Below are 13,013 nucleotides of genomic sequence, written 5' to 3'. Positions count from 1 at the left end.
ATAATTACCTGCCTCCCATTTTTCAATAAGATACTACCAACCTAAATAAATACAAATGAAACACTCTATTAAGAAAGCAATGCTCACCGGAGCATTCGGTTGCTTCCTTCTGGGTTCTGCTTTTGCCGCTCATGCGACAGACTCACCGGATACGAAGCCGTACTGGCAGGACGTTCAGGTCGTTGCCGTAAACAAAGAACTGCCGCGCAGCTCGTTCATGACGTATGGCGACCGTTCGACAGCTCTCACTTCCAGTTTTGAAAAGAGTCCCTACTATTCATTACTGAACGGAACCTGGAAATTCTATTATGTCGATTCATACAAGGATCTTCCGGCAAATATCACTGACCCATCCACCAGCACTGCATCCTGGGATGATATCACCGTACCGGGGAACTGGGAACTTCAGGGACACGGCACAGCCATCTATACCAATCATGGCTATGAGTTCAAACCACGTAATCCGCAACCTCCGCTATTGCCTGAAGCCAATCCGGTAGGTGTTTACCGCCGCGACTTCGAAATCCCTGCAAACTGGGACGGACGCGATGTGTATCTGCATATCTCCGGTGCTAAATCGGGAGTTTATGTATATGTCAACGGGAAAGAAGTCGGCTACAGCGAAGATTCCAAGAACCCGGCAGAGTTCCTGATCAATAACTATCTGCAACCGGGAAAAAATGTATTGACACTGAAGATATTCAGATGGAGTACCGGTTCTTATTTGGAATGTCAGGACTTCTGGCGCATCAGCGGAATTGAACGTGACGTATTCCTGTGGTCACAGCCCAAGATTGCGGTAAACGATTTCCGCGTGATCTCTACCCTGGACGATACGTACAAGAATGGTATCTTCAATCTGGCTGTAGACATCAAAAACCATACGAAAGAAGCGAAAGACATCACCGTATCTTATGAACTGCTGGATACAAAAGGTCAGACTGTTGCTACAGCAGATAATAAGCTGTGGGTCGGAGCCAACAGTATCAAGACAGCCTCTTTTGAAAAAAATTTAAATGACGTAGCTACCTGGAGTGCCGAACATCCGAACCTTTACAAGTTATTGATGACTGTAAAGGAAGATGGCAAAGTAACAGAAGTCATCCCGTACAACGTCGGTTTCCGCCGTATCGAGATCAAACCGATCGACCAAATCGCTGGTAACGGCAAACCGTACACCGTACTGTTGTTCAACGGACAGCCGATCAAGTTCAAAGGGGTGAATATCCACGAACACAATCCCCTGACTGGTCATTATGTGACAGAGGAACTGATGCGTAAAGACTTCGAACTGATGAAAAAGAACAACATCAACTCGGTTCGTTTGTGCCACTACCCGCAGGACCGTCGGTTCTATGAACTTTGCGACGAATACGGGTTATATGTGTATGATGAAGCAAACGTGGAATCACACGGTATGTATTACAGCCTGAGCAAGGGCGGTTCACTGGGTAACAACCCGGAATGGTTGTTGCCGCACATGGATCGTACAATGAATATGTATGAACGCAACAAGAACTACCCGTCAGTAACTATCTGGTCGCTGGGTAACGAAGCCGGTAACGGATATAACTTCTATCAGACCTACCTTTACCTGAAAAACAAAGAAAAAGGTTTGATGGACCGTCCGGTCAACTACGAACGTGCCCTTTGGGAATGGAATACGGATATGTATGTTCCTCAGTATCCGAGTGCCGGATGGCTGGAAGAGATCGGTGCAAAAGGCAGCGACCGTCCGGTTGCTCCGTCCGAATATGCTCACGCAATGGGTAACTCGACAGGTAACCTTTGGGGACAGTGGAAAGCTATCTACAAATATCCGAACCTTCAGGGGGGCTGGATCTGGGACTGGGTAGACCAGGGTATTCTTGTAAAAGATGAGAATGGAAAAGAGTATTATGCTTATGGCGGTGACTTCGGTAAAGATATGCCCAGCGACGGAAACTTCCTTTGCAACGGTCTCGTCAATCCGGACCGTACCCCGCATCCGGCAATAGCAGAAGTGAAATTTACGCATCAGAATGTCGGTTTCGAAGCTGTTGATGCAGCAAACGGCGTATTCAAGATCACAAACCGTTTCTACTTCACCAACCTGAAAGATTATATGATCACCTATACCGTAAAGGCAAACAACAAAGTAATCAAGAGTAATAAAGTGTCACTCGACCTGGCTCCGCAGACTTCGCAGGAAATCACTGTTCCTGTAGCAGGTTTGAAACCACAAGCCGGTACCGATTATCTGGTTGACTTTGTCGTTACTTCTACCAAACAGGAAGGTGTTATCCCGGCCGGTTACGATATCGCACAGGATCAGTTCCGTTTGCCGATCGAAGCCGAAAAGGTAGCTTATAAGGCAGGTGGTCCTAAACTGACTGTATCTGAAGAAGGAGATAATGTAAAAGTAACTTCTTCTAAGGTTAACTTCGTATTCGATAAAAAAGCAGGTGTCGTTACTTCTTATAAAGTAGGCGGAACAGAATACTTCAACGAAGGTTTCGGTATCCAACCGAATTTCTGGCGCGCTCCTAACGACAACGATTACGGAAGCGGTGACCCGAAACGTTTGGAAATATGGGAACTATCCAGCCGCAACTTCAACGTAACGAATGCTTCTGCCGAGATCGTCGACGGTAATGCAATCGTAAACGTCGACTATAAATTACCGGCCGGCAACCAGTTCCTGATCACTTACAAGATCTACCCTGATGGTGTTATGAACGTGGCTACTCATTTCACTCCGACTTATCTGGATGGAAAGAAGATTGAAATTTCTGAAGCGACAGCCACTGCTACATTCTCCCCGGGCCGTGATAAGGTAAGCGACCGTGACAAGATGGTCGTTCCCCGTATCGGTGTTCGTTTCCGTCTACCGGTTACAATGGATCAGCTGGAATACTTCGGACGTGGTCCGCTGGAAAACTATTGGGACCGTAAAGCCGGTTACATGATCGGACAGTATAAGAGTACGGCTGAAGATCAGTATTTCCCCTACGTTCGTCCGCAAGAAAACGGTCACCATTGCGATACCCGCTGGATCACTTTAGGCGGCAAAGGCAAGAACCTGTTGATCGTTGCCGACGATGAAATGGAATTCAATGCAATGCGTAACTCTGTGGAAGATTTCGATGCCGGAAAGGCGACTCACCGTCCGTACCAGTGGAACAACTTCACACAAGAAGAGATCGATAACCGTCCGAACCTCGGCCCGTACGACAAACCCCGCCAGACACACATCAACGATATTACTCCGCGTAACTTCGTAGAGGTATGTGTCGACCTGAAACAACAGGGTCTGGCCGGTTACGACAGCTGGTATTCGCGTCCGGAACCTGAATATACATTACCTGCCGACAAAGAATACAAGTGGGGCTTCACTATCATTCCGGCAGCAAACGCAAACAGTGCACAAAAGAAAGCTGGCTATAGCTACAAATAAATAAGTGCCAATACATAAAAGAAAGCGATCTCCAAATGAACGGGGATCGCTTTTTTATTTACCGCATCAACAATGTAAAGCAAAGCCTCGTCAATGAAGAAACAAGATACATTCAAACAACAAAAGTTTAAGATTACATCATGAAGCTATGTAAAGCCAAGCGTATATCCGAATAACGAAATATATATCCGGCAGAAAGTAGCCGGGCAGGATAAGCCTGTTGTCCTTTGGTGATCACCTCCGCGCCTTCCCCATATACATATTGGAAAACTTTCCGGGGAATAGTCAGCCATGCCGGCCGATGCATCACCTCAGCGGTAGCTTTTGTAAAAGCCCGGTTCGTCAAAGGCTGGGGAGCAACGAGATTCACGACTCCTGATAAATCCTTATGATCGATAATAAACTGGATGGCATGCAATACATCTTCTATGTGTATCCAGGAGAATCCCTGTTTTCCGGAAGCGATCTTTCCACCGACAAAGAAGCGGAACGGCAATAACATTTTAGGCAACGCCCCTCCGTCTTTTGCCAGAACAACCCCGAAACGTGCAATGACCAGCCGGATATCTCTCGACAGCTTCTGTGCCTCATCTTCCCAACGGACGCATACATCAGCCAGGAAACCTGTTCCCTCCGACGTACTGCTCTCGGAATAAATACCCTTATCCGGATAAACGCCTACGGCAGAAGCAGAGATGAATACTTCCGGCTTCACCTCCATCTCATTAATGATCGAGACCAGTCGCCGGGTCGTATGAATACGGCTGTTCAGTATTTTACGCTTGGCTTTCCGGGTCCAGCGCTGATTGATAGTAGCTCCCGCCAAATTGATCACGACATTACATCCTGCCAACGCTTGCCTCAGCTTCTCATCCGACCTCGAACGGAACATCGAATGTTTCAAAGGGACAACAACATTTCCTCCGGCAGATAAAAACTCCGTCAGATGCCGTCCTATAAAACCTGAATTACCGCTGATTGCAATTCTCATCTCCTTCTTCATCAATTTATTATTCAATAATAAAACAAGAAGAGAGGTTTGTTTGTTGTAACTACCTGGATGACAATTGTATTAAAGGTTGTAATTCTTGTTCAAAAATATCTTTACTGATGATACGGTAATGCGGAGAGTAAGTCTCTTCGAACACTTTACTGTGATGACCGACATATTCACCCCGGTTCAAACGGTCGTCGATCTCTTTCCTGTCACTTTCATAGTCCGGCAAAGTTAGCTTCATCGAACGGATAATTGCTTCAATCCGGTTCCATTCTTTTTGCCATTCGGCAACGGTCACAGGACGGATTCCGTTCACGCTACGGACAAAAGCATCAAAAAAGGTTTGGTAAGGAATTTGCCCGTTCTTTATGACGGACAGGTTTACCCGGTAGAAGTTACCTTCCCAACCCGTCGGCTCTGCCAGTTCACCTTCTGTTTCCGTATAAGAAGCCATTTCACGGCGCAAATAATTTCCGGCAGCAGTCGTATCGCTGATAATATGTCCGGGACCGAACTTATCCTGAAAGAAATTCTTATACAGGTCTTTCAAGGTAGATTTCGGATAAAACTGCATCTGCCGCTCGACAGCCGTACGGACGGCTTTATCAAAATCAACCTTCTCCGCAGCGGAAACCCACAGGCAGAGAAGGCAGAAAAAGGATATAAGCAGATTTCGTTTCATGCTTATTTGATTACGTCTTTTAAAGTATTATGCAATTCTTCACCTGTGATATTCTTGGCTATGATCACACCGTCAGGATCCAGCAAGACATTAGCCGGAATGCCACGGACACCATACAAGGCCGGTATTTCCGAATCCCAGTATTTCAGGTCGGATACATGCGTCCAGGTCAGGTTATCATCAGCGATGGCCTTCAGCCATTTATCTTTATTATTATCCAGGGAAATACCGATGATCGTGAAGTTCTTATCCTTGTAATCCTGGAATGCTTTCACGACATTCGGATTCTCGCGACGGCAAGGAGGACACCAGGATGCCCAGAAATCCAACAGAACATATTTACCACGGAAGTCGGACAAGGAAACAGCCACTCCAGCCGTATCCGGTAAAGAGAAGTCAGGTGCCGTCTTACCGATCTGTACGTTTTCCAATTGACCGATGATACCATCCAGATCCTTCACATAAGGACAGTCAGCCAAAGCCGGAGAGATTTTGGAACGAGTAGCCTTCAACTGATCCAGCGGTAGCTGATACGTAAAATACCGGTACAGATAGAAAGCTGCAGCCGGTGAGTCAGGATATTTGCTAATCAGGCTATCGATATCGAACCCGTTCTCAAAGACCTTACTCTGGTTCTCCTGGAAAATCACATTAACAGGAGAATTCTGCACGATAATTGTCTCGCCGTCATTACCGATCGTTACGTCCATAGTAGCGTTCTCAACAAAGAGTTGTACCGGATAATTCATATCCTCGGTAGCCAGACCATACAACAGAGGCTGGTCTACTTCACCTTTGAACGTAAATTTCCCATCCTTAATCTCGGCGGTATCCACGTCAAAGAACATTTTATTGCGGAAAGATTTCAGATAGATCTTGCCGTCAGGCATATTCTCCACTACTCCGTTTATTACATAACCTTTGGGCGTTTCCTGACAGCTTGCCAACAGGAACAACGCCATAGCCATCATTACAAATTGTTTCATTTTTGCTTTGTTTATTGTTTAGTATCGGGATGATGATATCTTCCTTTCTTCAGGGTTATCTTACCATATTCGATGGCACGAACCGGACAGCGATGGATACAGGCGACACATTGTACACAAGTGTCCGACCATACCGGTTTGCCGTCTGCCAGGGTGATAGTCCCGGTAGGACAAACCCGCTCACACAGACCACATGATATGCAACCGTCTGTTACCCGGAAGGAGTTTTTCCCTATGGCAAAGTTAGCAAAAAGAGGATATATACAGTAGCTCTTCAATCCGGGCAGGCTTCCTTTCTTATATATATTAACTTTTTTATTCTCCCGGATAGCATCGGCTATAGCTGCCACTGCTGCAGGAGCTTCCTGCAGTTTCTGCTCTTCCACCTCCTTACTGTCCACATCGAAGCCCGGCAACAGTATATAGTTGTTAGGCATAATGACCGAATAGCCTTCAGTCAGGTTTATTCCTCTTTTATCCAATTCTTTACGCATCATATCTGCTGTATAGCCGCATTCATCTCCGCAAGTGGATACGGAATAAACCGGTTGTTTATCGTATCCCGTCAACCTCAGCTTTTCGATAAAACGAACGACAGGAACAGCCGGTCCCCATGAATGTACCGGATAGACAAACAGCACTTTCTCATCTTCCCTGAGCGGGCAGACAATTTCCTTTTTACCTGTTTTTAACTCTTCCGCCATCGAGACAACGGGTTCACCCAAAGTGATCCCCAAAGCATTCGCTACCCAACGGGAGTTCCCGGTTCCTGAAAAGTAAAATATCATACGTGTATTTCTTATTTGGTCACAAATGTAAATATAATTCAGAATTAATGTCTTATCTTTTTCAGATAAGAAAACCTAAAGCAAGCAATTATGACTACAATGGAATTAAATTTACGGAAACAATGTTTCACCGAGTTCATTCAGGCTACACGCACCGCACCTTTATTAAATTATTCTGTCATTATTTCCCGTATTTCATTTGGTACACGTTGATTTTATCCATTAATTTGCAATACTTAAACAAACACTGATATGAAAAGGACTATTCTTCTCTTTGCAACCATGGCCTGCATGACCATTTCATTCCTCCCGGCGCAGGAGGCTGCAGTAAACAAAATCATAGAAACCGGACGAACGGACAACCGGGTCATGAGCCATCTGGATATTCTGACCAACCGTTTCGGCGGACGCCCGATCGGTTCCGATGCCTATGATAATGCCACCGAATGGGTCGCCTCCAAATTTAAAGAATGGGGACTGGAAGTCGAACTACAGGAAGCTGGCACATTACCGGTCGGATTCAACCGAGGACCGTGGTTCGGCAAACTACTCGGTGAAAACGGTATGGACCTCCATTTCGTTACCCCCTCTTATACCTCCGGCACAAAAGGTCTTCAACGGGGACACGTGCTGCTCGAACCGCTTACACAGGATGAGTTCGACCGGATGAAAGGTCAACTGAAAGGAGCGTGGATATTAGTCAGCGGGACGAATGTCGGATGGCCGATAGCCCACTCTGCTTCGGCCGATTCCAGCCGCGCCGCGATTATCGCCGAGAATAATGAAATAGCCAAAAAGAACCGTGAAATAATGACCGACAACTGGGTAAATAAGAAGAATACCCCGTTGCTGCCTCTTAAAGAAGATGTACCGGCATTGTTCTACAAGGAGATGTGCGAAGCCGGTGTCTTAGGCTTTATTCAATCGGCCCCTGTTCCACTCCGTGCACTTTATGATAAGAACGTCGTATTCGATCAGGAAATGACAATAGAAAAACTCCCGACAGTTCCCGATATTAAGCTGGATGAACATCAATATGCCACCATTAAGCAGATGGTGAAAGAACGGCGTTCTTTCATGCTCGAATTCGATATACGTAACCACTTCCGTCTGGGACCGGTAAAATATTACAATGTAATAGGTTCCATCAAAGGGAGCAAATATCCCGGAGAATATGTCATGTTAAGCGGCCATCTCGACTCTTTCGATGTAGGAACAGGTGGTGTGGATGACGGTTCGGGCGTTACCCCCGTTATGGAAGCAGCCCGCCTGATCGCAACATCCGGAGCCAAACCCAAACGTACCATGCTATTCTGTGCCTTTGCCGGTGAAGAATTTGGTCTGCTGGGTGCTACAGCCTGGGTGAAAGGGAATCCGAAGAAACTGGAAAAGATATCCAACCTCTTCAACCGTGATGGCGGTCCTACTCCTCCGATTGGAATCAGTGTACCTAAAGCAATGTACGATGATTTTGTAAAGATATGCAAACCGATCCAAAAGATCGATCCGGAATATCCGTTCGAAGTCAAAGAAGCAGCTCCCCGCAAACAGCCGAAAACACCAGGTGGTACGGATGCTTCAGTCTTCGCCATCGAAGGTGTTCCGACCATTGGCTTTATGGAAAAGGATATCAAGGGATACAACTTCAGTTACGACGAAATATGGCATACGGAACGTGACTTATACACTAAGAGTATTCCTGAATACCAGGAACATGCTGCGACCGTTATGGCTATCGTCGGACTGGGAGTAGCTAACCTCGACCATCAATTGTCACGCGAAGGATTATATATAAAAGAAGAATAAAAGAAAATCAAGCAACCCTGTTAATCAAGTAAGGCAGACGCCCCTGGGCATCTGCCTTATCTCTTTTGCGATTATAAACCTTTTTCGATACATGCACCCGGTTATGACTTACCGGACGTCCGTGATTCTCTATTTCCGCTTCCCGGCTCCCTTTACGGTTCGCCTTGATGTACTCGTCCAACGGAGAGACTTTCTTTTTCTTCTTCATAGCTGTACTATTTAATTACAGCCACAAAGGTACAATTATTTTTCCGGATATTGTCTTTTCGGATTTTTCGGAAACCAACCTTTCAGTACACGCTCTTCCTGTTCGAATACTTCTTTGATCGTCCAAAACGAAGAGAAAGCGAAAACTCCACAGATAGCAGAGACAAAAACACTCTCGATCAGTAAGGAAGCAACCGTTCCGACAATCCCCAAAACGAGGAAGATCCACCAACACTTGGTCCCCCAATAATATTCAGCCTTCACAACTACCGGGTGGAACAACCCGATTATCAGAAAAGTAGCGATCCCGATTAATAGACCGTCGAAATTTATCATATCCATACTATTGTATTATTTAATATAAAACAGTTTGATCTGTCCCAACAAAGATACAAAAATCAACTGTCATTCCTCATAAAATATATCTATATAGCTATTGGTAAGAAACCTTTTAATACGGATACTTGCAATGTAGGGTGTAAATGTAAATCAACTTCATCAATCAGTACTGTTCCAATTGTCTTTTCGCAAGCCTGACTGCCATAATAACCAAAAGAAGGTTTATGGAAGTATTGCTTAAATCTCTTTTCTTCCAATTTTCTGTTACTATGAATATCTTCAGTAGTAAAACTGGCAAATAAAGGCAATGGCTTAACTTGTCGTTTATTCTCTATATCGAATAAACTATGTCGGCTCCCATCACAAATAGCTGCCGACCCATTTGAAATAACTCCGGCAGCTATTTGAAATAACTCCGGCAGCCATTTGAAACAGGTGCGGCAGCCATCTAATATAGGTACGGCAGCAACCGGATCATCATCTGCACACGATAAAAACAATTTTACCCTTCACCTGTCACGGCCTTCAACTTATTATGCATCAAAAGAATACGGTGAAACGTCTTTTGATCGGTTGAAAAAGACCGGTGTTTTTAAATGTTAAGACCAGTGTTTTAGAATCAAAAGTCCGGTCTTTTGATTGCAAAAGATATATGTTTTGAAAGCACGGCTTTGCGTGTTACATTTATTAAGATTTGGGCGTTTGGTGTTGTGAAACGTCTGGTGTCACAGGAATATACAGATTGACAGCAAGTTGCAGGAGTGTGAAAGGTGAAGCCTCTCGCTTTATATTGGCTGTAGAGTGTGTTTTTCCATAAAAAAAGCATCCCTTCCGGAATGCTTTTTTATATACATTTAAATATCTGATAAAATCAAACTTATTGTGCTTGTGCAGGTTCTTCAGCCGGAGCTTCTTCTTCAACCGGAGCATTAGCCGATGGCTGAGCCGTACCGAAGTTAGGAGCTACCGTATTCGGATCGATTGTAACAGCTTCATTTACCTGTTTTTTGATTTCAGATTGTGTAGTAGTTGTTGCTCTAGGGATAAATGCTGTAATAACGATACTACATACAATAACAAAACCAGCCAGGCCCCATGTTGCTTTTTCCAAAAAGTCTGTGGTTTTACGTACACCCATAATTTGGTTAGATGAAGAGAATCCTGAAGCCAGACCTCCCCCCTTTGAGTTCTGTATCAATACTATCAGGATCAAAAGTATTGAAGCGATCAGGATTAGAATAGAAATAAATACGTACATTTTAGTTTTATTTTTTAGTGTTAATAATCAATTTTTCCAAAAATCTAATTTGGTCTGCAAAGTAAGCATTTTTTTCTGGATAATTCAAATATAAGTTTTTAATAATTTGCAATGCCTTCTCATACCGTTTCTGTTTAACATAAATATGGGCCAATGTCTCGGTAAAATAAGAATCATCGTCCAACGAACGGGGGTGCTCACTCTCCTGTTCTTTTAACGGAGCCTGAGAAGATGCGGCATCCGGCTGCAAAGTCAGCGACAAACCGCTACCCGGTGCACGTTGTTCATCATTTTTAATGAAAGAATCGATCAGATCATGATGCTGAAGCCTGGCCGACGGTTCTTCTTCAGCCGGTGTCTCATCTTTGGATAACGACCAATAAATATAATCGGATGATACGGAAGGCTGAAATAATAGACTTTCATCGGTCGCCTGTTGCTCCCCTTCCCCCTCACGATCAGCCAGGAAAGCTTCGATCAAGGAGAAAGAATCTGCTGCCGATGCACCTTCCTCACCTGTAGCTGCCTTAAACGTCATACCGTAACGCTCTCCCTCGATCAGTGCAAATAATTTTCTTCTGTCCGGTATATAAACTGCCATTCTTTTCAACTCTGCGGCAAAACGTATATCGTTCAATACAGCCAGATTCTTCAGATAAAGCATTCGGGCTATATGAAAATAAGGATATTCATCCACTATCTGACGTAACGGGGAAAGTGTTTCCTTCGTCAGCAGAGAGGGATCTTCCATCAATAGATATAAGTCTGCAGCTTTCATAATTTTACCAATTGGCTACGGTTGCATTATAAATCTGATCTGTCAACTCATCGACGATCTCGGTACACAACTCTGCCTGCACATCCTGCAACATCCGGCTTGCATCGAACTCACGATAAGCAGAGAAACTCTGTTCGAAATCTTCATCCGGATTCGTCCGGTTGGAATAACGGACACGGACGGTGATCGTCAGCTTCGTCTGGGACGACCAGGCATCTTCCTTGACTGCCATCGGTGTCAGTTCGTAACCGGTAATTTCCCCTTCCAACTCCAGGTCTCCGTTGTTATTGACCATTTGGAGACGAGTCTGACGGATATAAATATCCTTCAACGCTTCGGTAAACTCCTGCGATAACGGAGGATACACCAAAGGAGCCTGGTTCGGAAAATCCTTGACAGTAATTGTTTTTACTTTTGTATAGTCAATCGAAGCTCCGTTGAACTTATAGGAAATAGAACAAGCCGTTACTATTACGCTTATCAGCAGACAGAGCCAGATCACATTCTTTCTCAACATATTATTCCAAATTATATTCTTTAATCTTTCTGTAAAGAGTACGTTCCGATATTTTCAGATCAGCAGCCGCATTCTTTCTGCGTCCGTTATGTTTCTCCAATGCTTTACGGATCATATCTTTTTCGACCTCTTCCAAAGAAAGTGTCTCTTCTTCTTCCACCGCTTCCGCTTCCTGGATAGGAGCCGAATGAACCGGATGGATCGGATGTGCATAAGCAGTCTCATCGGTTACCGGCATAGGCATCTTCCCTCCCATGATATCATGAACCAGCTTTTTCAGTTCATTGACATCTTTCTTCATATCGAAGAGGACCTGGTAAAGTATTTCGCGTTCACTGTTGAAAAATTTCTGGTCGTTTTCCTGCTGTTTGACCAGGACCGGATATTTCTCCACATTCAGATCCGGAAGATACAAACGCAGTATGCTGGCAGTGATATCCCGGTCTTCCTCGATCACTGAAATCCGTTCCGTAATATTCTTCAATTCGCGGACGTTTCCCGGCCAGCGGTAAGAAGTCAGCAACTGGCGAGCTTCTTCATCCAGGCGGATCGGCGGCATACGATATTTCTCGGCACAGTCTCCGGCAAATTTACGGAACAACAGGATAATGTCATCCGGACGTTCACGCAAAGGAGGTATCTGGATAGGTACTGTATTCAAACGATAGTACAGATCTTCACGGAATTTTCCGTCTGCCACCGCCTGCACCAGGTTCACATTAGTCGCAGCAACAATCCTCACATTCGTCTTCAGTACTTTTGATGAACCGACTTTAATAAATTCACCGGTCTCAAGAACACGCAACAGACGGGCTTGTGTCGGAGTAGGCAATTCCCCGACTTCGTCCAGAAAAATAGTTCCTCCGTCGGCTACTTCAAAATAACCTTTCCGGTCTGCCAATGCCCCTGTAAAAGATCCTTTTTCATGTCCGAACAACTCGGAGTCGATGGTTCCTTCCGGGATAGCACCACAGTTCACGGCTATATACTGACCATGTTTACGCGGACTGTTCTGATGTATGATCTGAGGAAAAGTTTCTTTACCGACACCACTTTCTCCTGTAATAAGCACAGACAAATCAGTCGGTGCCACTTGAAGAGCGACATCGATCGCCCTGTTCAGGCCAGGGCTATTTCCTATAATTCCAAAACGCTGTTTTATTTGCTGGACGTCAACCTTAATCATCATATCTATTGAATATCTGTAATTATTTCAGTT

The 13,013-nt window shown here is 44.8% G+C and carries 13 protein-coding genes; 2 read left to right on the top strand and 11 right to left on the bottom strand.

The genetic code is table 11. From position 1 onward, the window contains the following. Positions 1 to 55: 55 nt before the first annotated feature. Entirely contained in the window at positions 56 to 3,436 is a 3,381-nt protein-coding gene (locus tag P3L47_RS12600; protein ID WP_277780997.1) for a glycoside hydrolase family 2 TIM barrel-domain containing protein, read from the top strand. Positions 3,437 to 3,569: 133 nt separating this feature from the next. Here P3L47_RS12600 and P3L47_RS12595 read toward each other — a convergent pair whose 3' ends face one another. From P3L47_RS12595 to P3L47_RS12580, 4 genes are read right to left on the bottom strand one after another with little or no spacing between them, the layout of a single operon-like run. Continuing rightward, a complete protein-coding gene (locus P3L47_RS12595; protein ID WP_277780996.1) occupies positions 3,570 to 4,439 on the bottom strand; it encodes a TIGR01777 family oxidoreductase in 870 nt (289 codons plus the stop codon). 49 nt (positions 4,440 to 4,488) lie between these two features. After that, the gene (locus P3L47_RS12590; RefSeq protein ID WP_277780995.1) at positions 4,489 to 5,115 is read right to left on the bottom strand and encodes a hypothetical protein; all 627 of its coding nucleotides are present in this window, start codon (positions 5,113 to 5,115) and stop codon (positions 4,489 to 4,491) included. A 2-nt stretch (positions 5,116 to 5,117) separates the two neighbouring features. After that, the gene (locus P3L47_RS12585) at positions 5,118 to 6,101 is read right to left on the bottom strand and encodes a TlpA disulfide reductase family protein (protein ID WP_277780994.1); all 984 of its coding nucleotides are present in this window, start codon (positions 6,099 to 6,101) and stop codon (positions 5,118 to 5,120) included. 11 nt (positions 6,102 to 6,112) lie between these two features. After that, the gene (locus P3L47_RS12580) at positions 6,113 to 6,889 is read right to left on the bottom strand and encodes an EFR1 family ferrodoxin (protein ID WP_277780993.1); all 777 of its coding nucleotides are present in this window, start codon (positions 6,887 to 6,889) and stop codon (positions 6,113 to 6,115) included. Between the two features lie 252 nt (positions 6,890 to 7,141). Between P3L47_RS12580 and P3L47_RS12575 the strand changes: the two genes are divergently transcribed. Continuing rightward, positions 7,142 to 8,695, top strand: coding sequence for a M28 family metallopeptidase (locus P3L47_RS12575; protein WP_277780992.1), 1,554 nt, complete (start codon positions 7,142 to 7,144; stop codon positions 8,693 to 8,695). Between the two features lie 7 nt (positions 8,696 to 8,702). Here P3L47_RS12575 and P3L47_RS12570 read toward each other — a convergent pair whose 3' ends face one another. The 7 genes from P3L47_RS12570 to P3L47_RS12540 form a co-directional block, all read right to left on the bottom strand. Continuing rightward, positions 8,703 to 8,903 carry a hypothetical protein gene (locus tag P3L47_RS12570; protein WP_277780991.1) on the bottom strand — a complete coding sequence of 67 codons (201 nt, stop codon included), beginning with the start codon at positions 8,901 to 8,903 and terminating at the stop codon, positions 8,703 to 8,705. A 35-nt stretch (positions 8,904 to 8,938) separates the two neighbouring features. Next, positions 8,939 to 9,244, bottom strand: coding sequence for a DUF4491 family protein (locus P3L47_RS12565; protein ID WP_075556547.1), 306 nt, complete (start codon positions 9,242 to 9,244; stop codon positions 8,939 to 8,941). An 83-nt stretch (positions 9,245 to 9,327) separates the two neighbouring features. After that, on the bottom strand, positions 9,328 to 9,741 hold the full coding sequence (locus P3L47_RS12560) for a hypothetical protein (protein WP_277780990.1): 414 nt from the start codon (positions 9,739 to 9,741) through the stop codon (positions 9,328 to 9,330). A 377-nt stretch (positions 9,742 to 10,118) separates the two neighbouring features. Then, entirely contained in the window at positions 10,119 to 10,499 is a 381-nt protein-coding gene (secG, locus tag P3L47_RS12555; RefSeq protein ID WP_277780989.1) for a preprotein translocase subunit SecG, read from the bottom strand. Positions 10,500 to 10,506: 7 nt separating this feature from the next. Beyond that, complete coding sequence (locus P3L47_RS12550) at positions 10,507 to 11,277, bottom strand: hypothetical protein (protein ID WP_277780988.1); 771 nt, start codon at positions 11,275 to 11,277, stop codon at positions 10,507 to 10,509. Between the two features lie 4 nt (positions 11,278 to 11,281). Further along, complete coding sequence (locus P3L47_RS12545; RefSeq protein WP_277780987.1) at positions 11,282 to 11,794, bottom strand: LptE family protein; 513 nt, start codon at positions 11,792 to 11,794, stop codon at positions 11,282 to 11,284. A 1-nt stretch (position 11,795) separates the two neighbouring features. Further along, a complete protein-coding gene (locus P3L47_RS12540) occupies positions 11,796 to 12,980 on the bottom strand; it encodes a sigma-54 interaction domain-containing protein (protein ID WP_122361069.1) in 1,185 nt (394 codons plus the stop codon). Between the last annotated feature and the right edge of the window lie 33 nt (positions 12,981 to 13,013).

The organism is Parabacteroides chongii (genome assembly GCF_029581355.1).
Classification (GTDB): domain Bacteria; phylum Bacteroidota; class Bacteroidia; order Bacteroidales; family Tannerellaceae; genus Parabacteroides; species Parabacteroides chongii.
The sequence above is the reverse complement of the archived record's forward strand: the minus strand, read 5'-3'. Positions and strand labels throughout refer to the sequence as shown.

Coding starts and splice junctions, on each gene's coding strand:
- P3L47_RS12550 (WP_277780988.1), bottom strand. CDS start 11,277: ATGAAAGCTGCAGACTTATATCTATTGATGGAAGATCCCTCTCTGCTG.
- secG (WP_277780989.1), bottom strand. CDS start 10,499: ATGTACGTATTTATTTCTATTCTAATCCTGATCGCTTCAATACTTTTG.
- P3L47_RS12595 (WP_277780996.1), bottom strand. CDS start 4,439: ATGAAGAAGGAGATGAGAATTGCAATCAGCGGTAATTCAGGTTTTATA.
- P3L47_RS12580 (WP_277780993.1), bottom strand. CDS start 6,889: ATGATATTTTACTTTTCAGGAACCGGGAACTCCCGTTGGGTAGCGAAT.
- P3L47_RS12570 (WP_277780991.1), bottom strand. CDS start 8,903: ATGAAGAAGAAAAAGAAAGTCTCTCCGTTGGACGAGTACATCAAGGCG.
- P3L47_RS12590 (WP_277780995.1), bottom strand. CDS start 5,115: ATGAAACGAAATCTGCTTATATCCTTTTTCTGCCTTCTCTGCCTGTGG.
- P3L47_RS12540 (WP_122361069.1), bottom strand. CDS start 12,980: ATGATTAAGGTTGACGTCCAGCAAATAAAACAGCGTTTTGGAATTATA.
- P3L47_RS12600 (WP_277780997.1), top strand. CDS start 56: ATGAAACACTCTATTAAGAAAGCAATGCTCACCGGAGCATTCGGTTGC.
- P3L47_RS12585 (WP_277780994.1), bottom strand. CDS start 6,101: ATGAAACAATTTGTAATGATGGCTATGGCGTTGTTCCTGTTGGCAAGC.
- P3L47_RS12565 (WP_075556547.1), bottom strand. CDS start 9,244: ATGGATATGATAAATTTCGACGGTCTATTAATCGGGATCGCTACTTTT.
- P3L47_RS12545 (WP_277780987.1), bottom strand. CDS start 11,794: ATGTTGAGAAAGAATGTGATCTGGCTCTGTCTGCTGATAAGCGTAATA.
- P3L47_RS12575 (WP_277780992.1), top strand. CDS start 7,142: ATGAAAAGGACTATTCTTCTCTTTGCAACCATGGCCTGCATGACCATT.